At 51.9% G+C, this 25,686-nt stretch carries 25 protein-coding genes, 1 pseudogene and 1 riboswitch; of the genes and pseudogenes, 18 read left to right on the top strand and 8 right to left on the bottom strand.

Translation table 11 applies throughout. The features are described 5' to 3' along the window. Positions 1–23: 23 nt before the first annotated feature. Both DYE26_RS14360 and DYE26_RS14355 read right to left on the bottom strand, forming a co-directional pair. Complete coding sequence (locus DYE26_RS14360) at positions 24–407, bottom strand: cupredoxin domain-containing protein (RefSeq protein WP_306308127.1); 384 nt, start codon at positions 405–407, stop codon at positions 24–26. A 177-nt stretch (positions 408–584) separates the two neighbouring features. Then, positions 585–953, bottom strand: a complete 369-nt coding sequence (locus DYE26_RS14355; RefSeq protein WP_036624900.1) for a phage holin family protein — start codon at positions 951–953, stop codon at positions 585–587. Between the two features lie 158 nt (positions 954–1,111). Between DYE26_RS14355 and DYE26_RS14350 the strand changes: the two genes are divergently transcribed. From DYE26_RS14350 to DYE26_RS14300, 11 genes are all read left to right on the top strand, one after another. Then, positions 1,112–3,478 carry an endonuclease MutS2 gene (locus DYE26_RS14350; RefSeq protein ID WP_036628572.1) on the top strand — a complete coding sequence of 789 codons (2,367 nt, stop codon included), beginning with the start codon at positions 1,112–1,114 and terminating at the stop codon, positions 3,476–3,478. Positions 3,479–3,498: 20 nt separating this feature from the next. Next, on the top strand, positions 3,499–3,915 hold the full coding sequence (locus DYE26_RS14345; RefSeq protein ID WP_036624898.1) for a DUF350 domain-containing protein: 417 nt from the start codon (positions 3,499–3,501) through the stop codon (positions 3,913–3,915). Positions 3,916–4,041: 126 nt separating this feature from the next. Beyond that, the gene (locus DYE26_RS14340; protein ID WP_036624897.1) at positions 4,042–4,725 is read left to right on the top strand and encodes a hypothetical protein; all 684 of its coding nucleotides are present in this window, start codon (positions 4,042–4,044) and stop codon (positions 4,723–4,725) included. 526 nt (positions 4,726–5,251) lie between these two features. Beyond that, positions 5,252–6,508, top strand: a complete 1,257-nt coding sequence (locus DYE26_RS14335) for an MFS transporter (protein ID WP_051985634.1) — start codon at positions 5,252–5,254, stop codon at positions 6,506–6,508. Between the two features lie 154 nt (positions 6,509–6,662). Beyond that, positions 6,663–7,163 carry an Lrp/AsnC family transcriptional regulator gene (locus DYE26_RS14330; protein ID WP_036624896.1) on the top strand — a complete coding sequence of 167 codons (501 nt, stop codon included), beginning with the start codon at positions 6,663–6,665 and terminating at the stop codon, positions 7,161–7,163. A 13-nt stretch (positions 7,164–7,176) separates the two neighbouring features. After that, positions 7,177–8,385, top strand: a complete 1,209-nt coding sequence (locus DYE26_RS14325; RefSeq protein ID WP_036624895.1) for an aminotransferase class I/II-fold pyridoxal phosphate-dependent enzyme — start codon at positions 7,177–7,179, stop codon at positions 8,383–8,385. 197 nt (positions 8,386–8,582) lie between these two features. Continuing rightward, the gene (locus tag DYE26_RS14320; RefSeq protein ID WP_172531724.1) at positions 8,583–8,816 is read left to right on the top strand and encodes an aspartyl-phosphate phosphatase Spo0E family protein; all 234 of its coding nucleotides are present in this window, start codon (positions 8,583–8,585) and stop codon (positions 8,814–8,816) included. Between the two features lie 770 nt (positions 8,817–9,586). Next, positions 9,587–10,156 carry a cob(I)yrinic acid a,c-diamide adenosyltransferase gene (locus DYE26_RS14315; protein WP_036624894.1) on the top strand — a complete coding sequence of 190 codons (570 nt, stop codon included), beginning with the start codon at positions 9,587–9,589 and terminating at the stop codon, positions 10,154–10,156. Continuing rightward, entirely contained in the window at positions 10,153–11,124 is a 972-nt protein-coding gene (locus DYE26_RS14310) for an RluA family pseudouridine synthase (protein ID WP_036624893.1), read from the top strand. Before DYE26_RS14315 ends, DYE26_RS14310 begins: the two co-directional genes overlap by 4 nt. After that, positions 11,121–11,483, top strand: a complete 363-nt coding sequence (locus DYE26_RS14305) for an arsenate reductase family protein (RefSeq protein WP_036624892.1) — start codon at positions 11,121–11,123, stop codon at positions 11,481–11,483. Before DYE26_RS14310 ends, DYE26_RS14305 begins: the two co-directional genes overlap by 4 nt. A 35-nt stretch (positions 11,484–11,518) precedes the next feature. Then, complete coding sequence (locus DYE26_RS14300) at positions 11,519–12,379, top strand: 5'-3' exonuclease (protein WP_036624890.1); 861 nt, start codon at positions 11,519–11,521, stop codon at positions 12,377–12,379. 125 nt (positions 12,380–12,504) lie between these two features. Here DYE26_RS14300 and DYE26_RS14295 read toward each other — a convergent pair. Further along, positions 12,505–12,826, bottom strand: a pseudogene (locus tag DYE26_RS14295) (transposase); the annotation flags it as partial. 158 nt (positions 12,827–12,984) lie between these two features. Then, the gene (locus DYE26_RS14290; protein WP_036624888.1) at positions 12,985–13,650 is read right to left on the bottom strand and encodes a Crp/Fnr family transcriptional regulator; all 666 of its coding nucleotides are present in this window, start codon (positions 13,648–13,650) and stop codon (positions 12,985–12,987) included. Between the two features lie 112 nt (positions 13,651–13,762). On the opposite strand from DYE26_RS14290, the gene DYE26_RS14285 reads away from it, so the two are divergent. Continuing rightward, the gene (locus DYE26_RS14285) at positions 13,763–14,440 is read left to right on the top strand and encodes a lactate utilization protein (RefSeq protein WP_036624886.1); all 678 of its coding nucleotides are present in this window, start codon (positions 13,763–13,765) and stop codon (positions 14,438–14,440) included. 637 nt (positions 14,441–15,077) lie between these two features. On the opposite strand, the gene DYE26_RS14280 is transcribed toward DYE26_RS14285, so the two are convergent. After that, positions 15,078–15,284 (bottom strand): helix-turn-helix domain-containing protein, encoded by a 207-nt coding sequence (locus tag DYE26_RS14280; RefSeq protein WP_082208085.1) that lies wholly within the window; start codon positions 15,282–15,284, stop codon positions 15,078–15,080. A gap of 630 nt (positions 15,285–15,914) precedes the next feature. Continuing rightward, a complete protein-coding gene (locus DYE26_RS14275) occupies positions 15,915–16,223 on the bottom strand; it encodes a DUF3055 domain-containing protein (protein ID WP_036624885.1) in 309 nt (102 codons plus the stop codon). A gap of 260 nt (positions 16,224–16,483) precedes the next feature. On the opposite strand from DYE26_RS14275, the gene DYE26_RS14270 reads away from it, so the two are divergent. Continuing rightward, positions 16,484–17,488, top strand: coding sequence for an HRDC domain-containing protein (locus DYE26_RS14270; RefSeq protein WP_036624883.1), 1,005 nt, complete (start codon positions 16,484–16,486; stop codon positions 17,486–17,488). A gap of 405 nt (positions 17,489–17,893) precedes the next feature. Here the strand turns inward: DYE26_RS14270 and corA are convergent, their stop codons facing one another. After that, a complete protein-coding gene (corA, locus tag DYE26_RS14265) occupies positions 17,894–18,829 on the bottom strand; it encodes a magnesium/cobalt transporter CorA (RefSeq protein ID WP_036624882.1) in 936 nt (311 codons plus the stop codon). A 483-nt stretch (positions 18,830–19,312) separates the two neighbouring features. Beyond that, positions 19,313–19,440: riboswitch (SAM riboswitch) on the top strand. Between the two features lie 113 nt (positions 19,441–19,553). Here corA and metA point away from each other — a divergent pair. The 3 genes from metA to DYE26_RS14250 are packed head-to-tail and all read left to right on the top strand — an operon-like array spanning position 19,554 to position 22,885. Next, entirely contained in the window at positions 19,554–20,489 is a 936-nt protein-coding gene (gene metA, locus DYE26_RS14260; protein ID WP_036624880.1) for a homoserine O-acetyltransferase MetA, read from the top strand. Between the two features lie 16 nt (positions 20,490–20,505). Continuing rightward, a complete protein-coding gene (locus tag DYE26_RS14255) occupies positions 20,506–21,702 on the top strand; it encodes an aminotransferase class V-fold PLP-dependent enzyme (RefSeq protein WP_036624879.1) in 1,197 nt (398 codons plus the stop codon). Further along, positions 21,695–22,885, top strand: a complete 1,191-nt coding sequence (locus tag DYE26_RS14250; protein ID WP_036624878.1) for a trans-sulfuration enzyme family protein — start codon at positions 21,695–21,697, stop codon at positions 22,883–22,885. The genes DYE26_RS14255 and DYE26_RS14250 overlap by 8 nt, the downstream gene beginning before the upstream one ends. 150 nt (positions 22,886–23,035) lie before the next feature. Here DYE26_RS14250 and DYE26_RS14245 read toward each other — a convergent pair whose 3' ends face one another. Continuing rightward, positions 23,036–23,221, bottom strand: a complete 186-nt coding sequence (locus tag DYE26_RS14245) for a hypothetical protein (protein ID WP_124331695.1) — start codon at positions 23,219–23,221, stop codon at positions 23,036–23,038. 185 nt (positions 23,222–23,406) lie between these two features. On the opposite strand from DYE26_RS14245, the gene mqnC reads away from it, so the two are divergent. Both mqnC and DYE26_RS14235 read left to right on the top strand, forming a co-directional pair. After that, positions 23,407–24,543, top strand: a complete 1,137-nt coding sequence (mqnC, locus tag DYE26_RS14240; protein WP_036624876.1) for a cyclic dehypoxanthinyl futalosine synthase — start codon at positions 23,407–23,409, stop codon at positions 24,541–24,543. Between the two features lie 116 nt (positions 24,544–24,659). Then, the gene (locus DYE26_RS14235) at positions 24,660–25,568 is read left to right on the top strand and encodes a putative sporulation protein YtxC (protein ID WP_036624875.1); all 909 of its coding nucleotides are present in this window, start codon (positions 24,660–24,662) and stop codon (positions 25,566–25,568) included. Positions 25,569–25,686: the final 118 nt, after the last annotated feature.

Here is a 25,686-nt window from a genome sequence, read left to right as displayed (position 1 = left end):
CGCGGGCTCCTGCTGTTTTTCGGTTATTCGACGATGATTTTGGAAATCATCGAGCTGTGTCCGGAGCCGCACATAACGGAGCAGGACATTTCAAATTCCCCGGCTTCCTTCGGGATGATGACGGCGGAATCGTTTTTGCGGTCAAGCTGCAGCTTCAAACCTGGGACGAGTACGCCGTGATTGCCGGAGGCGTTTTTGAACACGATTTTGACCGGTACGTCTTTTTTTAGATGGTATTCGGCTTGGTCAAACTGATAATTGGACGCTTCGATCACGAGTTCGGCTTCGGGCTGAATATTGCTTTCGGCCGCGCTGCCGTTTCCAGCGGAGCTTCCGCCGCCGCAGGCGGATAAAACCAAAAGCATAATAGCGGATGCAAATAAAGCAATACCTTTCTTCACAGTCATCCCCCGCATTTTAAATATTTTGTGACAATTTTAAGAATATCATATCGTATTTTACGGGAGTACAACGGGGACAGGTTTGAATAATTATTGAACAAATGAAAAGCGGCCGCCCTGAGCAGCTGGATGCTGCATAAGGACGACCGCATTTTCTGCTCCGCCATGAACGGGTTTAGGGCATCAACGGGTTGCTCTGTCTTTGTTTCTGCCTGCTTCAAACGGCGTAGACACCGGGATGAACAGGTCGATAATCCCGATCACGAGGGCGGCAAGCAGCGCCCCGATGACGGAGACGGAAACGCCGGTAATAATGAACTGAGCAAGCCAGATCACAAGCGCACTCGTTAGAAAACCGACGATTCCGCGCCCGAACGGGGTAACCCGCTTCCCGAAAATGCCTTCAATGGCCCATCCGAGAAGGGCGATTACGAGAGCCAGCAGCAAAGCGCTGCCGAATCCCCCGATACTGAATTGCGGTACAAGCCATCCCACCACGAGCAATACAATGGCGGAGACGATGAATCGCACGACGTGTCCCAGAAATTGCATTGGCACATAGCCTCCTTTTAATTGGTAAGTACGTTTGGCTATACGTAATTATCATGTTCCGCAATACGGCATCTTATGTGTGCGGCTTCGTAAAATAGCGAAAAATGAGCGGTTTCGGTTATAATGGGATCATAGCCCGAGGGGAGTTGTGAATGTTCTTGGACGAAAAAATTTTTAAAACGATGGAATATCGAAAAATCATAGATCAGCTGATCCATTTTGCGCAAACGCCGATGGGAAAACAAGCGGCGGAGTCGCTTGCTCCCGTCAGCGACCTGGAGGACGTCAAACGGCTGCTGCAGGCGACGGACGAAGCGTTTAACGTGGACCGGCTAAAGGGGGCGCCGGGGTTTGGCGGCATTGTCGATATAACGCCGGCGGTAAAGCGGGCGCGCATCGGCGGAACGCTGAATCCGCACGAGCTGTTTGGCGTGGCGACGACGCTGGAGGGTTCCCGCAGAGTCAAAAAATACATTGCGGCCGTGCATGAGGAGCACGAGGTGGAGCTGCTGTTTGTGCTGAGCGATGCCTTGAGCGACCAGAAGCCGCTTGAGGATGCGATCAAGCGCTGCATCGACGAAAGCGGCGAGGTGCTGGATTCCGCCAGCCCGGAGCTGGCGCAAATCCGCCGCGAGCTGCGCGGAGGCGAGGTGCGCATCCGGGAGAAGCTGGACGCAATGATCCGCTCCTCTTCCGTGGCCAAAATGCTGCAGGATCAGCTCATCACGATCCGGGGGGACCGCTTCGTCATTCCGGTAAAAGCCGAGTACCGGTCCCACTTCGGCGGCATCGTGCACGACCAGTCGGGGTCGGGGGCCACGCTGTTTATCGAGCCCGAGTCGATCGTGGCCATGAACAACAAGCTGCGGGAAACCCGGCTGAAGGAAGAGCGGGAAATCGAAGTGATTCTGCAGAAGCTGACGGCCGCCGTCGGTGATCAAGCAGAGTTGCTGCTGTATGACTCAGATGTGCTGGGGCAGCTTGATTTTATTTTTGCCAAAGCACGGTTGGCGCGGGAGATGAAGGCGACGCTGCCGCGAATGAACGACCGCGGCTTCCTGAAGCTCAAGAAAGGGCGTCACCCGCTTATTGCTGCGGATAAAGTCGTACCGACCGATGTGGAGCTCGGCAACCAATATACGACCATCATCGTGACCGGACCCAATACCGGCGGGAAGACCGTCACCTTGAAGACGATCGGCCTGCTCAGCCTGATGGCGATGTCCGGCTTGTTCGTCCCGGCGGAGGACGGCAGCCAGCTTTGCGTTTTCGACGCGATTTACGCCGATATCGGGGATGAGCAGAGCATCGAGCAAAGTCTCAGTACGTTCTCCAGCCACATGACGAATATCATTTCCATTTTGAGGAAAATGACGCCAAAAAGCCTTGTGCTGCTCGACGAACTTGGAGCGGGCACCGACCCGGCGGAAGGATCGGCGCTGGCCGTGGCGATTTTGGAGCATATCCACGGTTTGGGCTGCCGCATGGTGGCGACGACGCATTACAGCGAGCTGAAGGCTTACGCATATGAACGAAAAGGCGTTATTAACGCCAGCATGGAATTCGACGTCAATACGCTGAGCCCGACTTACCGTTTGCTGGTCGGCGTGCCCGGACGCAGCAACGCGTTTGCCATAGCCGAGCGGCTGGGGCTGCCGGAGAAGATCCTGGAGTATGCCCGCGGCGAAGTGAAGGAAGAAGACCTGCGGGTCGAAAACATGATCGCTTCCCTGGAGGAAAACCGGCTTGGCGCCGAGCAGGAGCGGGAGTCCGCAGAGAAGCTGCGGCGCGAGCTCGAGGCATTGCGCACCCGCCATGCGGCGGAGCTGGAGAAGCTGGAACAGCAAAGGGACAAACATCTCGAGAGAGCGGAGGCGGATGCCGCGGCGATCGTTGCCAAAGCGCGCCAGGAAGCCGAACGGATCATCGCCGATTTGCGCAAAATGGCCCAGGAGGAAGGAGCCGCCGTCAAGGAGCACAAGCTGATTGCGGCCCGCAAGCAGTTGGATGAGGCCGAGCCGCAGCAGCGGAAGAAAACCGCGGCCGGACGCAAGGCGGCCAAGCCGCCCCGGCAAATCGAACCCGGCGATGAAGTGATGGTGTACAGCCTGAATCAAAAGGGCCATGTCGTTGAGCTTGCCGGCAGCAGGGAGGCCGTGGTTCAGCTTGGCATTATGAAGATGAAGGTGAGCCTGGACGACATGGAGCTCATTGCTCAGGCTCCGGCCAGCAAGCCGGCGCAACGCACGGTGACGAATGTCAAGCGGTCGCGCGACGATCAGGTCCGCAGCGAGCTTGATTTGCGCGGGGCCAACTTGGAGGAGGCGCTGATCGAGGTCGACCGGTTTATCGACGAGGCATATCTGGCGAATTTGGGCCAAATCTATATCATCCACGGCAAAGGCACCGGGGTTCTGCGCACGGGAATCTCCGACTATTTGCGTAAACATAAGCATATCAAAAGCTACCGGCTCGGCAATTACGGCGAAGGCGGTACGGGAGTGACGGTTGCGGAGCTGAAATAACGTAAGAGGAGAGGGAGGACGTGAAGGAGAACATCGATCCGCTGCTGGAGCAGCCGCTGGGGCTTATAATCGGTTATTTTTCCGTGGCGGTTGTGGAGTTGATCGTTTTTCTTTCCTGCTTTGAATCGTTGACCAAATACCGCTGCTGGCAGGAAATCAAGCGTGGGAATATGGCTGCTTCGCTGGCGACCGGCGGAAAAATTTTCGGGCTGTGCAACGTGATCCGGTTTGCCGCCAAGCAGCCGTCCATTTACGACTTTATGATCTGGTCGTCGGTCGGCTCGCTGCTGCTTTTTGCAGCTTACCTGTTATTTCAGTTCTGGACGCCGGTGTTCCGGCTCGACCGGGAAATCGCCGAAGGAAACACGAGCGTTGGTTTTATTTCCATGGCCGTTTCCGTTTCGGTGTCCTTTTTGATTGGAGCTTGTATAGGCTAGTTTAGGGGGAGTAGAGCGGAAGTGAAAAATTTGGTCCGGATCTTGTTTGTTGCGTCGATCCTGTTTTTGGCAGCAGGTATTATTTATTTATGGAACGCTTAATATACGTTGAAAGGACGAACATCGATGGAAACGACGATTTGCCCATGGTGTCAAACCGAAATCGTATGGGACGAAGAACTGGGGCCGGAGGAAGAATGCCCCTATTGCCATAATGAACTAAAGGGCTACCGGACGCTCAGCATTACCCTCGGCAGTGAAGAGGAGTTTGAAGACGAATACGAGGACCATCCTTTTGGCGACCGTAAACGCGGGCATCATCACGACCACGATTACGACCATGATGAACACGGTGACGACCATGGCCATGGCCATGACCACGATCGTGCACACGACCGTGACTACGATCATCATCAAGGGCATGATCACGGGGATGAAGATGACTACTGGGACGACGAACAGGGCGGGCATCTCGGCGCAGTGCGCCGGCTGGAAGCCTTTACGTCCTCCGGCGGGGATTTGCTGGCGTACGAGACCGGCGTGGAAAAGCTGCTCGATCATCAGGACGAGGTTCCGGAATGCCCTCACTGCCGGGAGTACATGATTTATGCCGGCCAGCAGGAGCTTGCGCCGGGCAGTCTGGACGCTCCGATTCCGACCGGCCTGAAACGGCCTTTGCTGCAGGCGCCGGTTAAGCTGAACGTGTACATCTGCTCCGCCTGCTTCCATGTCAGCCGCTTCTTATCCGAGGACGACCGGATTTCTTTTATCCGCACGGTGAGCGGGAATGATGAGGCATCCAACAAATGATTCGCCCGTGAAAAAAGACGCCAAAACGGCGTCTTTTTTGCATTTCTCGGAGCGTATTCGATATTTAATGACGGCGTGGCTAAACCAACTGCAAAAGTGCATTTGGTTTTCGAGTATAGCGGCGGTTTATGAAGGTTGAAATGCAAAAGTGCATCTGTTTTGGCGCTGATGGATAAAAAAAGGTTTTTTCGAACGGGAATGAAATGCACATTTGCATTTGAACCCCCTTTTTCGAGGGATTTCGACGAAAATCGCATGCATTTTTGCATTTCGCTCGCGGGTGGCGGAACAACCCGGACCAGTCCTTAGTTTTAGCATACTTTCGGAGTTGCTTTTGGCATTACTTTCGGAGTTATCGCATAATCCCGATTTAACATAACCCCAGCCTGCCCATGAAAAAAATCTCATGCTTCCTCCAGTTTTGGGCATCTTACAAAGTGCGTATTCAAAAAGGCGGGTTTAGAGCAACGGACTTTTTGAACAACCTCTACAAGAGTAACTTTTTTGACGGCTGGAGGAACGAATCATGAGTAAACACCGCAAAAGCCTGAACGGTCAGTCGATTCTGCTGCTGGCGGTCAACGGACTGTTTGTGCTGGCCGGAGCCTTGTCGGGGACTTTTCTCAACGTGTACATCTGGAAGGTGAAGCAGGATTTCTCTTTGATCGGCTGGTTTACGTTTTCCCAGCAACTGGCGCTTGGTTTAGCGTTTTGGATCGCCGGCAAATGGGTCAAGGAGCGCGACAAAATGTTTTTTCTGCGGCTTGGCATCATCGTATCCGGCTTGTTTTATTTGCTGGTGCTCTGGGCGGGGAAACATACGGTTGACTATATTTGGCCGCTGGGCCTGCTGTTTGGCGCAGGATCGGGCCTGTTCTGGCTGGCCTTCAATGTGGTTTATTTTGAAGTGACCGATGTGAAAACACGGGACCTGTTTAACGGCTGGGTCGGAGTGTTGGGATCGGTGATCGGGATTTTCGGCCCTTGGGTATCCGGTTGGCTGATTTCGGTCAAGCATGGCGAAGCGGGCTACCGGCTTATTTTCACGATTTCCCTCGTTGTATACGGCCTCGGCATTTTGCTCAGTTTTTGGCTCAAAAAAAGGCAGCGGGGAGGTCCCTACGATTGGCTCGCCCCGGTGCGCAAGCTGCGGCACGACAGCCCATGGCGTCAAGCGGCACCCGCGTCGGCGGCCCACGGTTTGCGCGAAGGCGTGTTCACTTTCATTACTAACCTGCTCGTCTTTATCAGCACGTCGGCAGAATGGCGGATCGGGCAGTTTTCGTTTGTGACTTCGCTGGTATCGCTCGTCAGCTATTGGGCGGTCGGCAAATGGCTGAAGCTGAAATTCCGCTATTACGGAATGCTGATTGGCGCTGTATTGATTACGCTCGTCATCGGCCCTTTGCTGTGGAAGGTGAGCTATGGCACGTTGATGTTTATGGGCATCGGCACCTCCTTGTTTTTGCCCTTGTACCTCATCCCCGTCGTTTCTTCGGTGTTCGATTTGATCGGCAATAGCCCGGAAAGCGTGGAGCGGCGCGTCGAGCTCGTCGTCCTGCGGGAGCTGAGCATCACGGTGGGGCGCATGGCCGGAACGCTGCTGTTTATCGTCATTTATTCGCTTTATCCGCAGATGAGCACGGTAACATGGTTGATGTTCGGTTTGGGGGCGGCGCCGATCCTGAGCTGGCTGGCGCTGCGCAAACAGCTGAAAAAGGCGCCGAGCCCTTCAGACCCGGATAGCCGCCGCAAAAAAACGGTTAGGGCCGTTAGAGCCTGATTTCGGCGGGCAACCGTCCAGTTCCGGGAAGCTCACCTAGAATGGGCGGTTTTTCTATGCAGGAGCCTAAATTTCATGTAATATAAGTATTAAATTTAGATTCCGAATCACTGGATTGATGCGGTGAAGCGGAAGCATCGCTGGAGGATGAGGGATGAAACAACTAAGCGAATTGAAGCTGAAGGTGCTGGACCTCCTGAAAGAGGACGCCCGCCGTGATGCGAATCTGCTGGCGACCCTGATCGGGGTTCCGGTGGAGGAAGTGGCGGAAGCGATCAGGGAGCTGGAAGATGACCATGTGATCGTCAAATACGCGACGGTGATCAATTCCAGCAAGCTGGACGACGAGAAGGTAACGGCTTTGATTGAAGTTCAAATCACGCCCGAACGGGGACGCGGGTTTGAAGCGATCGCGGAGCGGGTTTATTTGTTCCCTCAGGTCAAATCCGTCTATTTGATGTCCGGCGCGTACGATTTGCTGGTCGAGGTGGAGGGCCGCAACCTGAAAGAGGTGGCCAGCTTCGTGTCGGAAAAGTTGTCGACGCTGGAGTCCGTGTTATCGACCAAAACCCATTTTATTCTCAAAAAATACAAACAAGACGGCGTCATCTTCGAAGATCCGGAAGAAGACCGCCGTTTGATGATTTCTCCGTAAAGGAAGTAATGTTATGAGCGTTAATTCACAGCAAGCAGAGCAGGCAGGACCAACGATGACTTCATATTTGGCTCCCCGGGTCCGGGAGATTCAGCCTTCCGGCATCCGCCGTTTTTTCGACCTGGCCAGCGGGAGCAAGGATATCATTACTTTAGGGGTAGGCGAGCCGGATTTTATCACGCCGTGGCATGTGCGGGAAGCTTGCGTGTATTCGCTGGAGCGCGGGTACACGAGCTATACGTCCAACGCCGGCACGCCCGAGCTCAGGGAAGCGATCGCGGAGTATTTATATTCCAGTTATGACGTCAAATATAACCCGAAGGATGAAATTCTCGTTACGGTGGGCGCAAGCGAAGCGATCGACCTCGCCCTCCGGGCGCTGATCGAACCGGGGGACGAGATTCTCGTTCCGGTTCCTTGTTACATCTCCTATTCGCCGATCGTTACGATCGGGGGAGGGATTCCGGTAGAAATCGAAACCTACGCAGGCGACAATTTCAAATTGAAGGCCGAGCACCTGAAGGCTAAAATCACGCCGAAGTCGAAAGTGCTGATTTTGAACTATCCGAGCAATCCGACGGGCGGGATTATGACGTACGAGGATTGGCTTCCGATCGCCAAAGTGGTGGAGGAACACGATCTGATCGTTATTTCGGATGAGATCTACTCGGAACTGACGTACGGTCAAAAACACGTCAGCTTCGCATCGATTCCGGGCATGAAGGACCGGACGATCCTCGTCAACGGTTTTTCCAAGGCGTTTGCCATGACCGGCTGGCGGATGGGATATGCCTGCGGCCATCCGGATTTAATATACGCCATGCTCAAAATTCACCAGTACACGGTGATGTGCGCTCCTGTCATGGGGCAAGTCGCGGCGCTGGAAGCCCTCCGAAACGGACTTGAGGAAAAAGACCAGATGATCGAATCCTACAACCAGCGGCGCAGATTGATCGTTCAAGGGCTGCGGGACATCGGTTTGAGTTGTCATGAACCGCAAGGCGCGTTTTATGCCTTCCCGAGCATCGAATCGACGGGGCTGACGTCGGACGAATTCGCGCAGCGCCTGCTGATCGAAGCCAAGGTTGCGGCGGTGCCCGGGAATGTGTTTGGGGCCGGAGGCGAAGGTTTCCTTCGCTGCTCCTATGCGACGGGAGTCAGCCAAATCAATGAGGCGCTGCATCGGATAGGAGAGTTTGTCCACAAACTGAAGCTAGGTTAGAAAAAAATCCCTGTAGAAATGGTGTTAATTAACATTTCTTTCATTTTTTAATTGATTATTGTCATAAGGACATGGTATAATTCGATTTTGGGAGAAGGTTTTAGTTTCTCAGGGAGGGATTTCTTTTGCGCAGTGGTGGATACAACCTGCCATTCGATAACATGATAATCGCCGAAGGCAATGATACGAATCAGTGGATGGACGAAGAAGATCGGGCGAATTCACCACAAGCTGTAACGTTAGAGGATGAAATTCATCTGCTGCGCAGTAAGATGGAGAAGATCTTTTTGCAGGAGAAGTCCTTTACTTCGGATGTCGTGATCGAAATCAGCAGTTTGCTTGATTTGAAAATCAATGAGTTTATGAAAACCCATAAAAATACGTGTTCAAAAAGGCCGGTTTTCAGCACCGAGAAGGTTGAAAGAAGTTAGGGACGTAAGGAGTGGAGTGTACGTATCGGGTACGAGAGCAACGGAAGGCCCGGCTGAATTCAAGATTCGATGTGAATCCACTTCTTGATTCACTTCGTGATCAAAAGCGGACTTTTTGAACAACCTCTAAAAAAACAAATAATGGTTAGCCGCTTGCGGCTTCGAAGGGGATCCCGGGGGATCTCCTTCTTTGGTGTTTGGTATCCTAGAATGTACGTTGGCTACCCTTAGAAACTGTTGCGAAAAACATAAGGACAAAAAATGTCGTTATTTCAGCGATATCCGTCCATTTGAGTAATATAGAGGACATTTATGCCGTTATTTTCTCGAATCGCCAGTAGATGCCCGCAACCTGGACCATTTATGGAAAAATAAGAACATAAAATGCCGCTAAGGGTGACGAACATGGCTGGCTCCGGATCATAAGAACACAAATTGGCGCTATTTTGGAGGACATCCGGCTTGTCTTCGTCGTTCCAGCAGCCGGCTGTCTAGCGCCGAATTCTAGGTTGAGCCATAAATTGCCGCCGCTTTAGGCAACAGGGTTCCCGCACATAATGGATGGGCCTCTGCATAACCTTCGTTCTCTGGCGGTTTTTGTTGTGGTATCATGGAAGGTGGCAAGTTCCGATAGAACGGCTGACCTATATGCGAGACTTATATGCGATATCTATATGCGATATCTATCTGTGAAACCTATATTCCGGATCTATATGTGAGACCTATATTCGAGATCTATATGCGGCTCGAAGCGAATGGGAGGAGTACCAATGCCAATTTACACGCGTACCGGAGACCAAGGGCAAACCTCGGTCATCGGGGGCAGAGTGGACAAAGATGACAACCGGATTGAAGCTTACGGAATGATCGATGAACTGAACAGCTTTGTCGGGGTAGCGGCGAGTTTGGCCGGACCGGAGCTGTTTTCCGATTTGCGGGAACAACTGGTGGAGATTCAGCAGGAACTGTTCGACTGCGGTTCGGATCTGGCCTATGTCAAGCTGTCCGAAAGCCGCTATAAAGTGGCGGCGCAGCTGGCTGAACGGCTGGAAACGTGGATCGACCGGTACGAAGCGGAAAATCCGCCGCTGGAAAGGTTCATCCTTCCGGGCGGAACCGAATTGGCTTCGGCTTTGCATGTTTGCCGTACCGTCTGCCGCCGCGCGGAACGCCGCGCGGTCACCTTAAGCCGCCACACGGAAGTGAATCCGCATGTGTTAACCTACTTAAACCGGCTGTCCGATTATTTCTTCGCGGCGGCCCGCACCGCCAATGCCCGGCAGCACGTATCCGACATCGAATACGCCCGCGGCAGGAAGGTGTTCGGCAACAAGTCATGACCGAATATTACGATCCGATCACCTATCATGTCACCGAACGCGAGGACGGCTGGCAGGTCAAAAGCGTGCTGCAGCGCCGGCTGGGCGTATCCCGGAAACTGCTGTCCAAAATCAAGCTGACCGAGCGCGGGGTGCAGCTTAACGGCGAAAGAGTTTACATCAGCGTGCCGGTCAAAGCCGGCGATACGGTTTCAATCACACTGGAAAAAGAAACGTCAGAGGATATTTTGCCGGAGCCGATGCCTGTTGACATCGTTTATGAAGATGAGGCATTGCTTGTCGTGAACAAGGCAGCCGGCGTGATCGTCCACCCGACGCACGGGCATTACACCGGCACGCTCGCCAACGGCGTCGTGCATTACTGGCAGGAAAAAGGCGAAAAATTCCGGTTTCGTCCGGTGCATCGGCTGGATCAGGAAACGAGCGGACTCCTAGCAATCGCCAAAAACGCCTACGTGCACCAGCATATCTCCGAGCAGTTGATCGCCGGGCAGGTGACGAAGAAATACACTGCGCTTGTGCACGGATGGCCGGCGGAGCCGGAGGGGATGATCGACGGGCCGATCGACCGCGATCCGGCCGAGCCGCACCGGCGGATCGTCACGGAGAGCGGCTATCCGGCCCAAACCTATTACAAGGTGCTTGATGGCCGGCAGGCGGGCTCTCTCGTGGAGCTCCGGCTCGGGACGGGGCGGACGCATCAAATCCGCGTCCACATGACCTCGATCGGCCATCCGCTGATCGGCGACAAATTTTATCGGATGCCGGGGTTGGACTTGCTCGGACCAGAGGAGCGGGAGGCCGTGCTTTGGTGGGACGAAGCGATCGGCCGGCAGGCGCTGCACGCCTCGGAACTGGGCTTTGTTCACCCGCTTACGGGCGAGTTGCTCCATTTCACGCTGCCGCTGCCTGCGGATATGCAGGCGCTGTACGATCTTTTGCGAAACGGAAGGGGAAGTTCAATATGAGCAAATTATTGGTTTATCAATATCCGCCATGCGGCACATGCCGCAAAGCGATTAAATGGCTGGAGTCCAAAGGCCACGAGCTTGATTTGCGGCACATCAAGGAGAACCCGCCAAGCGAGGCTGAGCTGGCCGAGTTGGTGGAGCGGAGCGGTCTGGAATTGAAGAAGTTTTTTAATACGAGCGGCGAGGTTTATAAAGAATTGGGACTTAAGGACAAGCTGTCCGGCATGTCCAGGGAAGAGCAGATAACGCTGTTGTCTTCGAACGGCATGCTGATCAAGCGGCCGATCGTCACGGACGGAAAAACGGTCACGGTCGGGTACAAGGAAGAACAATACGAGCAGGTATGGGGCAAATAGCTCCATGCTTTTGAGGAAGGCGGTTTATATTTTTCATGAGCGAACATAAAATTCTTGTGGTTGACGGAATGGCCTTGCTTTTCAGAGCCTACTTTGCCCAGTCCTACAGTGCCAGGCGTCTGGCGGACGGCACCCCGACCAATGCGATTTACGGATTCCTGCAATATCTGTTCGACGCGGTAAATACGTTTAACCCTACGCACGTCCTATGCTGCTGGGATATGGGCAGCAAAACGTTCCGCAATGAGCTTCACGCGGATTATAAAGCGAATCGTCCCGAAGCCCCGGAAGACCTGGTGCCGCAGTTTTCTTTGGTCAAAGACATCGTAGCCGCGCTCGACATCCCCAATATCGGACTCGAAGGATACGAAGCGGATGACTGCATCGGCACGGTTTCCAACCGGTTAAGCGGGTTCGGTCATGTTTATGTTCTTACCGGCGATCAGGATATGCTGCAGTTGGTGTCGGAACGCATTCATGTCGTAATCATGAAGAAGGGCAGATCCAATTATGCGGTGTACGACTTGGATTTCTTAAAAGAGGACAAGGGAATTCAGCCGTTCCAGGTGGTCGAGATGAAGGGTCTTACCGGCGACACCAGCGACAACTACCCCGGAGTGAAGGGGATCGGCGAAAAGACGGCGTTAAAGCTGTTGGCCGAATACAAATCCATCGACGGGATTCTGGACAATTTGGAGCATTTGCCGAAGAGCGTTAAAGCCAAAATCGAGGCCGACTTGGACAACCTCCATTTGTCCAGAACGCTCGCCCGGATTAATATCGAGGTGCCGATCGAATGCTCGCTGGAAGAATGCTTGTGGACGGTGAACCCGGACGCGGCGGCGGACTTGTTTGAAAAATACCGGTTTACCTCTTTGTTGAAAATGATTGGTTAGAATCGTAAAGAAATGCTTGCAAGAGGGTGTCCCAAAAGTAAACTTTGGAACACCCTCAGCAATAAAATTAGGATGGTATTCGTAAAAAAACTAAGGAGCTAAGCAGTCTGTTCTCGCTTAGCTCCTTAGTTTTGGCGTCCACGGCAGCTTTTTAAGAGCAGATTATGGGCAAGGGAAAGCCACCCGATCTCCAGACTTACTTTTGGTAAACCTCGAAGCAGGAAACTTTTAAAGCCTCGATTGTTCTTCATATGGCCAAACACAGGCTCCGGCTCGATCATGCGCCTTACGGCCAGGGCATAACCTTCTTCACTGCGGAGCTTTTGTCTTGCCTGGTTCTTTAGCCGCAAATACTTCATACTAACTTTGATCTCGCGATCACCTTGGGCTTTTGTTACACTGCGGCTTTAGTGGACAGTCCTCACAGCCGGCACTTCGGTAATGTCGGTAAGTTGATCCATGGTATATTGAATATACAAAGAAACCGTCTCCTTCTGGTTTATGGTTGGGTGGTACCTCCATTTTACCAGAGAGCGGTTTCTTTTTGTTTGACGAAATGAAGAGAGGGACGCCCTCCCTGCTTGCCGGTTAGTGAAAATCTTTTTCTACTGCTTTTGCAATAGCTTAAATTCGTTTCTATAAAAGTCAATCAAGCCGTCCCGCTTCATCCATGCAAGCTCTCTGGATAAAGCACTTCGATCTACATCTAAATACTCGGCCATCGCTTCTCTATCAAAAGGAATAGTAAAAGTTTCTGTTCCAGTTTCACGCATAACTCTTGTTAAATAAGTTAAGACCTTATCCCGAATAGTAGGCATAATCAGACAATCATTTCGGTCATGCAGTTCTAACGCTCGTTCTGCAATACTATCAAAAAGATTGCCAAGTAATTGTTCGTGTGCCATACATAACTTCGTACAACGGCTCAATATGCTTTTGATAGGAATAAACAGAACCTCAAGCGGTTCTACTGCCTGTACTGACATAGGGCATCTTCTTCCACGGCTAGCCGCTGTTAAAACTGCGGTATATCCACCCGGATAATGGAGAGATACAATAATTTGTTTTCCCGTGACGCTCAATTTCGTACTTTGAGCGCTACCCTGCAATATGATGCCGACATCATCAACTAAATCGCCCTCACGGACAACCATCTCATCTTTTGCATATTCTTTCCGTGTGGCTGACAGACATTTAAGCATTTGGGGAATATCATATGGGGAAATCCCCGAAAATAAACGTGATTGACATAGGGAATCTAAGTTGTTCATGAGAGACTCCTCGTTGCATGTGCAACATACTTTTTCTGTTTACTATACTATATTTATCATAAATACACAAAAAGTTAGTCACCTTTTCTAAGGTCAGAATGGAGGAAAAACAATGCAAGAGAAAGAAAATTCAATAAAAGCGAGAAATCGACTTTTAGCCTCAAAGGTTATTAAAAATCTGCAAAGCAGAAAGTTTGAGGCTTATTACTGTGATAACGCCATAGAAGTTGTAGAAAAGGCACTATCATTTATTCCGGAACATTCTTCGGTATCATGGGGCGGGTCAGTCACGCTTGAAGAAATCGGGCTTCTGAATCGAGTACGTCAAGGCAGCTATATAATCACTGATCGTGATAAAGCGCAAACCATGGAGGAACGTTATGACCTCATGCGCCAATCTCTTTTGTGCGACACCTATTTAACGAGTTTTAACGCCGTTAGCGAAGATGGCATATTGGTCAATATAGACAGTGTGGGCAATCGAACGGCGGCGATTACCTTTGGACCGAAAAGTGTTGTTGCTATCGTTGGGATGAATAAGGTTTGCAAGACCGCTGAAGACGCAGTTATAAGAGCCAGAACATATGCGGCCCCCATTAATGTATACCGCTGTTCGTGTTCGTCCAGCCCATTTTTACATTCGCCGCAAAAAACGCCCTGCTTGATCAATGGTGCTTGCGGAGATTGTAAAACAGATGATTGCATCTGTTCTTACATCGTCCAAACAAGAATGTGTAGACCGGCGGGGAGAATAAAGATTATCCTCGTTGGTGAATCTTTGGGATTTTGAATAAGGATTATAGTTTAATAGCTGCCAAACGGCATATAAAAAAATCCGCCATTTGGCAGATGATGGTAGTGTCAAGGTGACACCAAATGAATCCACTGGTTGTGCAACGCTGCTTGAGTTAGAAATACTGCTGGTCGAATCAATTGCTCCTCCGCTAACTAAATAGTTGTATCTCGAAAACATTCAATATTCTATTTTCAAATATCTTAAATAAGGTTTGTCAGACCTCATAACCCCCTCTCCTTAGTCGTTCTAGGAGTAAGGGAGTTTTTTATAACTACATATACTCCACGCCTAAAAATAGGATGGAGACAGCTTTATTTTTTTTGAACAGAAGCAGACTAAAAAGGGAGTTTTAAATATTTAAGAGTCTGGTTGCTTTATCATCCCCTACTCCCCATTTATACCAATGAAAAGAAGATTACATCCTTGGTATGATTAACCGGATTGACTCGAAAGAAATGCCTGAGGATAGCAACTGGTAAAGAAACAGAAAATGCCCTGTATTCAGCGAGTTCATTAGAGGAAATTCTCACTTCAACGAAGTCAGGATGACAGTAGGGGAAAGAGGGCTTAAATACCGCACCAAAGGTAGGAAACGATAATGCTCCCCCTGAGTCATCCCTATCCAGTATGATTAGCCATCTTCCAATACAAGAAGTTCGCTCAAGCTGATGTTTAAAGTCTTACAAATCACATCAAAGGTGCTGAGATGTACCCTGTCAACTTCTTTGGAACAAAGATGGCTTATGGTATTTGGTCTTAGTCCTGTTAGTCTTGCTAATTCACGCTGAGACATATTGCGTTCGGCTAGAATCTCTTTGAGTTTAACGACAACTGGCAAAATGCCACCAACTTCCGAGTAGAGTTCATCACATAAATTATACGCTTTCTTGTCCGTTATGAAAACATGATTGACTGTATCGTCTAATCGATATACAGTCAAATTGTATCCATTAGGCGATATAAAATTCAAGTTAAATATGGAGGTGAAATATCGTAAAAAAACTTGAGCACCCTTTTTCGGAAAATCCGAAAGAAATCCGCCTTACAGTACGGCTTACGAAAAATGAGACTGTAAGCGTAAGATTGAGAAGTTGGATGATCATGAGTAAAAAGGAAGCGGCGCCTCCTCGCAAAAGAAATCGCCACTTCCTCCCCGCAACTGCCTGAAAGGCAGACTGCACATTTAATCTATCATGTGTAAGTCTTTCTCGTAAATGGGTTTCAGCTTGCGGCATTAATGATGATGGAAGTATACGTGGCAAAGGAAGAACTTCTTTTTGGCTAAGGTGAATTTCCGGTAACATAAATTTGAAATTTTATGCAATTTACTTCCAACGGACATTTCCGGTCGGACCAGACAATAAAGCGGCAGAAAGTCGTGGTTCTGCTGTCCCGTCTGACCGGAAATTGGTCCATTCATTCGAGTTAAGAATCGTTTGGCTTTTGTAAAGATGAAACCTTTGTGGCATCAGTCCGTAAAATAAGCGTCGCCAACCACCTGATACAGAAACGAGCGCATTTCTTCGGCTTCTTCTTCGTCCAGGCCGTAGACGTGTTCAAGGTAGCCTTCCTCATCCAAATCATCCGTGCCTAAGATGGCGGTTTTGCCGGATTGCAAATCCGTGACCAGCTTTTTGCCGTAAAAGCGGTTGGTCGTTGTGACGGCGAGATCGAACCGACGCAGCGAGCTCCCGATAAACGTGACGAAACGGGTCGAGGTATCCTCGGTGCTGTCGGAGAGAAAGTCCAAATCTTTATGCGGGTTCGGTTGGCTCATCATTTATGCCTCCTGTGGGTGTGGTTACATGTCTTTTTGGTTAATTATACAGGAAAAGCCGGACCGTTGGAAAAAGGATTAATCTTATAATAGCAGTGTCGTCTATTGACAGTCTCATTGAATATGGTATGATTAGGAATAACAGTATACGTCTGGAGGAAGCACCTCTCTTGCGATAACCGCAGGAGGGGTGCTTTTTGCGTTCCGCCAACATCAGGGTGGTTCCTCCGCGTAGCTGAAGTTAAAGGAGGAGAAAGATTATGCGGATCGTATTTTTGAACAGTTTGGAGAAGAAAAGAAACGGCGCGTTGATGACCGAGGCCCAGGTCTGGATCGGCGAAGAGGAAGGGCAATGGCGGATGGGCTGGAACGAATTGACCGCGGACGGGGAGCAGGAGCATTTGTGGTACGAAGGGGCTTCCTGGTCGGAAATGCTTCACGTTTACCGCCATCGTCTGGCGGTCAAGCTGGGGGAGGGATTTCGCCCCGTCATGGAGGGAATCTGGGATGAAAAAGAGCAGCTGAGAGGGCGGGGAATGGCGGCTCAGAAATTGATTTGTTACAGCGAGCTGAACGCAAACGAGCCTGTGTATAACGAGCTTTGTGTATGGCGTAGAAAGAAGGCCGCCGCCGACCGGAAAGCGCCCTATCTCATCGCGAGCAATCGGCTGCTGCGCATGATCAGCACATTTTTGCCGCATACGGCCGAGGAACTGCTGCAGCTTCCGGGCGTAGGCGAGAACAAAGCCGCCGAGTTTGGCGCCGAGGTGCTGGATATTACGGAGAAAGCGGAACGAACCCATGATTTTCCGCTGGATTGGGTGGAGCGGGAGATCGATGATGAGACATTCCGGTCCTGGCTATATAAGCAGAAGGAAGTCAAGTTTCGCGCGGAGATGGAAAAATTCAGCGTTCGCCGCTCGTTGCTTGAATCCCTGGCCGCAGGTTCAAGCTTAAACGACATGTGTTCCCGGGCCGGCATCGAGCGGAGGGAGGCGCTGGAGCTGCTTGAATCGTTGGAAAAGGAAGGGTACGATACCGATTCCCTGGTGGATGCCGAGCTGCAGGAGATGCCCGAAGAGGAGCAAATCGCGGTTTGGCAGGCTTACGAGGAACTGGGCGACGCTTTTCTTAAGCCGGTGCTCCAGAAGGTTTACGGCGCCGAAACACCGGAAGGAGCAAATCTCGATTTGCTCTACGAACGGCTGCGCCTGATCCGCCTCCGCTACCGCCGCCACCGCGAAAGCGCCCGCCACGCGGGGTGATTGTCCCCATATAAAAAAGCGCCGAACATGGTTTAACTTCCATGTCGGCGCTTTGACCTTCATACCAAAAGAGCGGTGTTACGGGATGGAGAGAAAATTTGAAGCGGGTAGCGCTTGCCTTGCCGCTTCAGTATTGTCTATATAAGTTGAATTAAAGAAGCGTGAAGAATAGGCAAGAGGGTGAAATGATTCTGAAGAAACGGCAGTGGTCGCCTTTGCGAGCGGATTTCTACCATATTTGAATTTATACAATCATAGAAATCCGGGAACAACAGCGATCGTAAGAACATTTCACCCGTCTGCCCCATCTGTGCAATCATTAGTTCAACTTATATAGAATCCTAGCGGCAACAGCGATCGTAGGCCCAAATATTTCTCGTAATCCCGTTCTTCACCGCTCTGCCCCTAAATCCAATCCCGCTTCCGGAAAATATAAAACATGCCCAAACCAAGCACGAGCATAATGCCCAAAACGATAAAATAGCCGTATTGCGAATGGATCTCCGGCATGTTGTCGAAGTTCATCCCGTAGATGCCGGTGATCAGCGTCAGCGGAATGAAAATCGTCGTAATCGCCGTAAACACGCGCATGATTTCGTTGGCCCGGTTGGCGATGGCGGACTGGTAGGCCTCGCGCAAGTTGCCGACCAGTTCGCGGAACGTATCGAAGTTTTCGGATATCTTCACGGCGTTTTCATAAATGTCGCTGAAATATTTCTGCAGTTGGTCGTCGATCAGCCGCAGATCTTTTTTATTTAAAATATTGATGACTTCTTTTTGCGGGCCAAGCACCTTTTTGAGCCACAAAATTTCGCTTCGCAGCCCGATGATTTCGTTCAAGTGCGAACGTTTCGTATGCATCAGGATGTCTTCCTCAAGCTTTTCGATCTTGACTTCGATCCGGTCGCCGACAATGAAATAATTGTCCACCACGAGGTCGATCAGCAGATACAGAAAACGGTCGGGTTCGCTTACTTCCTGTTCCCATAAAATCGGTTTGACCGCCCGCAGCTCGTTGATTTTCTGCTTGGTTACGGTAATGATGTAATGCCGTCCCAAAAAGATGTTCAGCGCCCGCAGAAAAATCTCTTCGTCATCATAACGGATGCTGTTCACAACAATAAAGTAATGGTTGTCGTATGTCTCGATTTTCGGACGTTGCTCTTCCTCGGTCAGGCAGTCCTCCACGGCCAAATCATGCAGCGAAAACAGCGGCTGCAGCAGCGCCAGATCGTCCACGTCGGCATCGATCCAATAGAAGCCTTCCTCCGGCGGGGTTGTCGTCAGTTCAACGTCCTCTACAGCGGTAAATACGCCTTCTTTAACATGACGGATTTTCATATGCTTTCACTCCCTTTCCCCTGGGGATGAATCCAGGGTTTGCTCTTGGTTAGAGCATAGGAAAGAGACCGCTGCATTCGGCCGCACCGAAAGAGGCGTTTAGCCAAACACCGGGAAACGGAAGTGCCCATCTCGGTCCTTGAGCACCCAGCTGATCAATTTCCTATGCGATTGTAATTTCCGGGTTGTCCTCTGCGAACTCGGGTCGCCTTCCATTCTCGGTTTCACCTCGCAACTTTTCAAAATTGAAACATTCAGTCCGCTTCAAGGCCGAACAGCCTCTAAGCACTTGTTTAGTATAACGCTGCGATCGGAAATGTTTCAACCCAAAAGTATATTATGCACCGGGACGAAAGCCGTACATGAAAAAACAGTGTGATTTTTCTCCTAAGTTCTTGACGGAAGGCAGCATTTACATTAAAGTGATTTCAAGGAGCAACGCTTCATGAACAACAGCTCCGAACCCCAATTAAATACAGCGAAATCTTATCAAGAGCAGGTGGAGGGACTAGCCCGATGAAACCCGGCAACCGGCGATCTTTGATCGCAGCGGTGCTAATTCTTGCAGAACCGATTTCAAGCGATGCTTGGCGGATTCTGAGAGATGAGAGAGGCGCATACTGGAACGTAATGACCTTTCTCCCGCGGAGAGAGGTCTTTCTTGTTATCGCCGACTTTCGAATCGATATGATTTCCGACTAACTTCTAAAGGAGTGAACCCCCTATGCCGATTAAAGTACCGGACCATCTGCCGGCCAAAGAAGTGCTGACCCACGAAAATATTTTCGTGATGGACGAAAGCCGGGCCTATCATCAGGACATCCGTCCATTAAGGATCGCGATCCTGAACCTGATGCCGACCAAAGAAACGACCGAAACGCAAATTTTGCGTCTGCTCGGCAACACGCCGCTGCAGGTTGAAATCGTCCTGCTCCACCCGAGCTCCCATACCTCCAAAAATACTTCGGCCGAGCATTTGGAGATGTTTTACAAGACGTTCGACGAAATCAAATACCGCCGGTTCGACGGCATGATCGTTACGGGCGCTCCGGTGGAGCAGCTGGAATTTGAAGATGTAAATTACTGGGAAGAGCTCAAAGAAATTTTCGAGTGGAGCAAAACCTACGTCACTTCCACCATGCATATTTGTTGGGCTTCCCAGGCCGGTCTTTACTATCATTACGGCGTGCGGAAAATCCCGCTGCCGAAAAAATGCTTCGGCGTGTTCTCCCATACGGTCAACGATCCGCGCGTCAAACTGCTGCGCGGCTTCGACGAAATGTTCCTGGTGCCGCATTCCCGTCATACGGATGTGGAACGCGCCGACATCGAGCGGGTGCCCGAGCTGCAGATTTTGGCCGAATCCGAAGAAGCCGGAATTTACCTGGTGGCCAGCCGGGACGGCAAACAGATTTTCGTGACCGGACATTCGGAATACGATCCCGATTCGCTCAAGTGGGAGTATGAACGAGACATAGCCAAAGGAATGGAAGTCGATCCGCCGGTCAACTATTTCCCGAAAGACGATCCGTCCCGTCAGCCGGTTTCGTCCTGGCGCGCCCATGCAAACTTATTATTTTCCAATTGGCTGAACTACTATGTGTATCAAGAAACGCCGTATGATATCGATCAAGCGGCGGAAATTATGTATGAGATCTGAAGTGGAGGGATAACAGATGGGAGAGAACAACAAGCAAGAGTGGCGCATCGAAAGCGTCCTGGCGCAAATCGGTTCCGTGGAGGAACCGGTGACCGGGGCGGTGAATTACCCGATTTATCAGGCGACGGCGTTCCGGCATCCGCGGCTCGGTCAAAGCACAGGCTTCGATTACGCCCGGACCAAAAGCCCGACCCGCAAAGTGCTGGAAGACGCGGCGGCTGTTTTGGAAGCCGGGGATGCGGGGTTTGCCTGTAGCTCCGGCATGGCGGCGCTGCAAACGATATTCACCCTGTTTGCCCAGGGCGATCATCTGATCGTATCGCTCGACCTGTACGGCGGGACCTACCGTCTGTTGGAACGGATCATGTCCAAATACGGCGTGACGGCTTCGTATGTGGACACGAACGATCTGGACGCGCTGGAAAGCGTGCGCAAGCCGAACACCAAAGCGGTGTTTATCGAAACGCCAACCAACCCGCTGATGATGGTGACCGACATCGAGGCCGTCGGCAAATGGGCTCATACGCACGGCCTGCTGACGATCGTGGACAATACGCTGCTTACGCCGTATTTTCAGCGGCCGTTGGAGCTTGGAGCGGACATCGTGGTGCACAGCGCGACCAAATATTTGGGCGGGCACAACGATGTGCTGGCCGGGTTGATCGTCACCAAAGGCAAAGAGCTGTCCGAGGAAGTAGGGTTTCTGCACAATTCCATCGGCGCGGTGCTGAGTCCGTCCGACTCCTATCAGTTGATGCGCGGCATGAAGACGCTGGCGCTGCGCATGGAGCGCCATGAAAGCAATGCGCTGGCGATCGCCAAATACCTGCAGGGCCATCCGCAGGTGGCCGAAGTGTTTTACCCGGGGCTGGAGGATCATCCGGGATACGAGATCCAGAACAAACAATCCCGCGGAAACACGGGGATTTTCTCCTTCAAAGTAACGGACGCCCGCTACGTGGAGCCGGTGCTTCGCAACCTGCGGCTGATCGCGTTTGCGGAAAGCCTCGGCGGCGTCGAATCGCTGATGACCTATCCCGCCGTGCAGACCCATGCCGATATTCCCGCCGAAATCCGCGAAGCGGTGGGCGTTGACGACCGTCTGCTGCGCTTTTCGGTAGGCATTGAACATGAGGACGATTTGATCGCCGATTTGGGACAGGCTTTGGAGGCGGCGCGGATCGAAGTCGAAGGGGGACAAAAACATGAGTAAACAGGAGCATAACGAAGCGGCGGCTCAACCCGGGAATTTGGAAAAAAAATTCGACACGAAGCTGATTCATTTCGGCAGCGAGGTCGACAGCGCTACGGGCGCATCCAGCGTGCCGATTTATCAGGCTTCGACGTTTCATCATCACGATATTTTTAATCCTCCGCAGCATGATTACAGCCGCTCTGGCAACCCGACGCGGCAGGCGCTGGAGGATTATATCGCGCTGCTGGAGGGCGGCGTGCAAGGCTTCGCCTTCTCCAGCGGAATGGCGGCGATCTCCACGACGTTTATGCTGCTGTCCGCCGGCGATCATATCATTGTGACGGAGGATGTGTACGGCGGTACATACCGGCTGCTGTCGAACATTTTAAGCCGGATGAACATCGAAACGACCTTCGTCGACATGACCCGGCCGGACGAGGTGAAAGCGGCCCTGAAGTCCAACACCAAAGCGGTATATATGGAAACGCCGTCGAATCCGACGCTGAAAATCACCGATATCGCCGAAATTTCCGCCTGGGCCCGCGAGCATGATTTGATCAGCATCGTCGACAACACGTTCATGACCCCGTATTACCAGCGGCCGATTGAACTGGGAACCGATATCGTGCTGCACAGCGCGACCAAGTTCCTGGGCGGCCACAGCGACGTGCTGGCCGGTTTGGCGGTGGCCCGCACCGAGGAATTGGCGAAGCGGCTTAAATTCCTGCAAAACGGCATGGGCACCGTGCTTGGCGCGTCGGATTCCTGGCTGCTCATGCGGGGCATGAAGACGCTTGGCGCCCGCATGGCCCACAGCGAAATCAGCGCCCGGAAGCTGGCCGATTGGCTGAGCAAGCGCGGCGACATCGACGCCGTCTTTTATCCCGGCCTGCCGGATCACCCAGGCCGGGAGATCCAGGAGAAGCAGTCGGCCGGTTACGGCGCGGTCGTCTCGTTTGACGTCGGCTCCGGCGAGCGGGCGAAACGGCTGCTGAGCGAAGTGAAGCTGCCGATCGTCGCCGTCAGCCTCGGCGCCGTCGAGAGTATCCTGTCGTATCCGGCGATGATGTCCCACGCCTCGATGCCGCAGGAAGTACGCAGCGAGCGCGGGATTACCGACGGCCTGCTGCGGTATTCCGTCGGTCTTGAAGATATCGGCGACCTGATCGCCGACTTGGACCGCGCCCTTCAGCGAAGCTGATGTTTGTTTTCCCCCACAGTACCCGGTCATCCTGGCCGGGTGCTTGCTTTTTGGTAAGAAAGTTAACGGCATTTTATGTACTTATTATCCGGACTCAGGCATGTTCATTCCCATTAGCGGCATTTTTGGTACTTATTTCCTATTAAAGGTCTAGAACGCGGTCATTTCCTTGTCATTCGAAAAAATAGCGACATAAATTGTACCTATTTCTCTCAAATGGACGGATACCGACGGAATAACGCCCTTTGTTGCCCTTATATTTTGCTGGACTCCTCTCTCAGGCTCAGGCAACCAGGTTTTAGCCTTTTTCAACTGCACTTTTGCAGTTGGTTCCATAAGGCCGTCCTTCTTCCAACCGTTCTCCCGATCGTTCTTCAACCGTTCTTCAACCGTTCTTCCGATCCGGCCTTCGCTCAACACGGGTGCTGTTTTTCTGCCCATGATTATGTTACGATTAAACCATAATGTTTAATTTTTCACGATTTTATTTATCTCATTTTTAGTTGTAGGGAGGCAGTGATATGGCTGCGATCGACGATATATTAAACAAGGCGCTGCAGGGCGGACGCCTGGATTTGGAGGACACGGTCCGTCTGTTCGAATCCGCTGAAGTGGAAAAAATGGGGCACACGGCCAACATTCTGATGGAGCGGAAGCATCCCGAACCGGTGACGACATTCGTCATCGGGCGGAACATCAATTACACGAATATTTGCGACGTGTACTGCCGTTTTTGCGCGTTTTACCGCCGTCCGGGCTCGGAGGAAGGGTATGTCCTGCCGGATGAGGTGATCTTTCAAAAAATCCAGGAAACGATCGACGTGGGCGGTACGGAAATCTTGATGCAGGGCGGAACGAACCCGAATCTGCCGTTCAGCTATTATACGGACCTGCTGAAAGCGATCAAGCAGCGGTTCCCGGATATCACAATGCACTCCTTCTCCCCGGCGGAGATCATGAAAATGAAAGAAGTGTCGAACGGACTGTCGCTTGAACAGGTGATCCGCGAAATTCATGCCGCGGGCCTCGATTCGCTGCCCGGCGGCGGCGCGGAAATTTTGGACGACCGCACCCGCCGCAAAATCAGCCGGCTGAAAGGCTCCTGGAGAGACTGGATGGACGTGATGCAGACGGCGCATAAAATCGGCATGAACACGACCGCGACGATGGTGATCGGGTTCGGCGAATCGATGGAGGAGCGGGCGCTGCACCTGCTGCGCGTACGCGAGGCGCAGGACGAGTGCATTCAAAACGGCTACCCGTCGGAAGGTTTCCTGGCCTTCATTCCATGGACGTTCCAACCGGACAACACGAACTTGAAAGCCGAAAGACAGACGCCGGAATCGTACCTGAAAACGGTGGCGATCAGCCGGATCGTGCTCGACAACATCAAAAATCTGCAGTCTTCCTGGGTGACGATGGGCCCCGAAGTCGGGAAGCTGTCGCTGCAATACGGCTGCAACGATTTCGGCAGCACGATGATCGAGGAGAATGTCGTCTCGTCCGCAGGCGCAACTTACAAAGTCAACATCGGAACGACGTTGCAAATCATCCGCGAGGCCGGAAAAACTCCTGCGCAGCGCAATACGAAATACGAAATATTGCGGGTGTTTGACGAAGAAGCCACGGTCGAACGCGATTTTATTATGCAAAATTAATCCGCATAAGCTGGCAGGCTATTGGCAAAACTGCCTTTCATTCCATGAACCTATTCCGTATATCCGTTTCCTTCCCGCCATATACTTGGAGAAGGAAGCGGAAGGGGGACAGGTTCATGGATTTTTTTACGATACGGGTCAAAGCCGCTGAGGCCGAAGCGCAAAACCGGTTCGCCGGTTACTTGCATGATGCCGTAAGCAGTCTGCACTCTCCGCGGGCCGTGCTCACGCTGAGCGAGGTTTCGGGCGGAACGATGGAGGCTGTGGTCAACCTGCCGGGGGCGGCGGGAGAAAACAAACCGGAACGACTGATCGACCTTTTATCGCTGGGATTAGCCAAGTATGTCGTGCATGTGAAAGAGGATGAGCTGCTCGGACGGATTTTGAACCGGGAATATGAGTGGACTTCGCGCGAGGAAATGGAAATCGTGAAGAACATCTGCCGCGAGCTTTTGGAGCAGCCCAGAGACGGAGTCAAGACCTGTCCGGCGGAAAGGCGGGTTCAGATGGTTTGCGCTGCGCTGCGGGAATATCTGCACAGCGAAAAGCATCTGCATCTTGACGGTTTTGCCGCCTTCCGGCTGAAGGAGTACGAGGCCAGTCTGCGGGAAGCCGCCGATTTCGCGGTGGACGAGTATTTGCTGGATAAGCAGTATGAGGAGTTTATTAGTTTGCTGCAGTATTTTGTTTATTTTCAGGAACCGCTGACGCCGCTCGTCCATTTGATGCATAAGCAAGGACATGAATTCGCGATTTTAAACGAGCAATTTTCACCGATCCAACTTCCGTCCTCGGGCGGAGTGGTGGCCCGAATCGCCGATCAGGAAATGGAAATGGAGGACGTTATCGTCAGCACGCTGATTTCGCTTTCCCCGGACCGCATTTTGATCCATACACAGGACCCGGGGGCGCAGGTCATTGAAACCTTGGCGAAAATTTTTGGCGAGCGCGTGGAAATTTGCCTTCTCTGTCCGCAGTGCAAGCTGTTTCACCGTGAGGTCCGCCGCCTGGATCAAGGCACATAATAAAGAGGTAAAGCGTTTTGAACAAAGCACATCGGAAGCATACTCTTTGGTGCTGAAAATCCGGCTTTTTGAACTCGCACTTAAGGGGGATCCGGCAAAATCTTGACGAGCCGGCGGG

Source organism: Paenibacillus macerans (assembly GCF_900454495.1).
GTDB lineage: Bacteria > Bacillota > Bacilli > Paenibacillales > Paenibacillaceae > Fontibacillus > Fontibacillus macerans.
The sequence above is the reverse complement of the archived record's forward strand: the minus strand, read 5'-3'. Positions and strand labels throughout refer to the sequence as shown.

Bases quoted from the DNA above. Each gene is read 5' to 3' on its own strand.
- DYE26_RS14360 (WP_306308127.1), bottom strand. From the start codon at position 407: ATGACTGTGAAGAAAGGTATTGCTTTATTTGCATCCGCTATTATGCTT.
- DYE26_RS14355 (WP_036624900.1), bottom strand. From the start codon at position 953: ATGCAATTTCTGGGACACGTCGTGCGATTCATCGTCTCCGCCATTGTA.
- DYE26_RS14340 (WP_036624897.1), top strand. From the start codon at position 4,042: ATGGAAACGACGATTTGCCCATGGTGTCAAACCGAAATCGTATGGGAC.
- DYE26_RS14335 (WP_051985634.1), top strand. From the start codon at position 5,252: ATGAGTAAACACCGCAAAAGCCTGAACGGTCAGTCGATTCTGCTGCTG.
- DYE26_RS14330 (WP_036624896.1), top strand. From the start codon at position 6,663: ATGAAACAACTAAGCGAATTGAAGCTGAAGGTGCTGGACCTCCTGAAA.
- DYE26_RS14325 (WP_036624895.1), top strand. From the start codon at position 7,177: ATGAGCGTTAATTCACAGCAAGCAGAGCAGGCAGGACCAACGATGACT.
- DYE26_RS14320 (WP_172531724.1), top strand. From the start codon at position 8,583: ATGGACGAAGAAGATCGGGCGAATTCACCACAAGCTGTAACGTTAGAG.
- DYE26_RS14315 (WP_036624894.1), top strand. From the start codon at position 9,587: ATGCCAATTTACACGCGTACCGGAGACCAAGGGCAAACCTCGGTCATC.
- DYE26_RS14310 (WP_036624893.1), top strand. From the start codon at position 10,153: ATGACCGAATATTACGATCCGATCACCTATCATGTCACCGAACGCGAG.
- DYE26_RS14305 (WP_036624892.1), top strand. From the start codon at position 11,121: ATGAGCAAATTATTGGTTTATCAATATCCGCCATGCGGCACATGCCGC.
- DYE26_RS14300 (WP_036624890.1), top strand. From the start codon at position 11,519: ATGAGCGAACATAAAATTCTTGTGGTTGACGGAATGGCCTTGCTTTTC.
- DYE26_RS14290 (WP_036624888.1), bottom strand. From the start codon at position 13,650: ATGAACAACTTAGATTCCCTATGTCAATCACGTTTATTTTCGGGGATT.
- DYE26_RS14285 (WP_036624886.1), top strand. From the start codon at position 13,763: ATGCAAGAGAAAGAAAATTCAATAAAAGCGAGAAATCGACTTTTAGCC.
- DYE26_RS14275 (WP_036624885.1), bottom strand. From the start codon at position 16,223: ATGAGCCAACCGAACCCGCATAAAGATTTGGACTTTCTCTCCGACAGC.
- DYE26_RS14270 (WP_036624883.1), top strand. From the start codon at position 16,484: ATGCGGATCGTATTTTTGAACAGTTTGGAGAAGAAAAGAAACGGCGCG.
- corA (WP_036624882.1), bottom strand. From the start codon at position 18,829: ATGAAAATCCGTCATGTTAAAGAAGGCGTATTTACCGCTGTAGAGGAC.
- metA (WP_036624880.1), top strand. From the start codon at position 19,554: ATGCCGATTAAAGTACCGGACCATCTGCCGGCCAAAGAAGTGCTGACC.
- DYE26_RS14255 (WP_036624879.1), top strand. From the start codon at position 20,506: ATGGGAGAGAACAACAAGCAAGAGTGGCGCATCGAAAGCGTCCTGGCG.
- DYE26_RS14250 (WP_036624878.1), top strand. From the start codon at position 21,695: ATGAGTAAACAGGAGCATAACGAAGCGGCGGCTCAACCCGGGAATTTG.
- DYE26_RS14245 (WP_124331695.1), bottom strand. From the start codon at position 23,221: ATGGAACCAACTGCAAAAGTGCAGTTGAAAAAGGCTAAAACCTGGTTG.
- mqnC (WP_036624876.1), top strand. From the start codon at position 23,407: ATGGCTGCGATCGACGATATATTAAACAAGGCGCTGCAGGGCGGACGC.
- DYE26_RS14235 (WP_036624875.1), top strand. From the start codon at position 24,660: ATGGATTTTTTTACGATACGGGTCAAAGCCGCTGAGGCCGAAGCGCAA.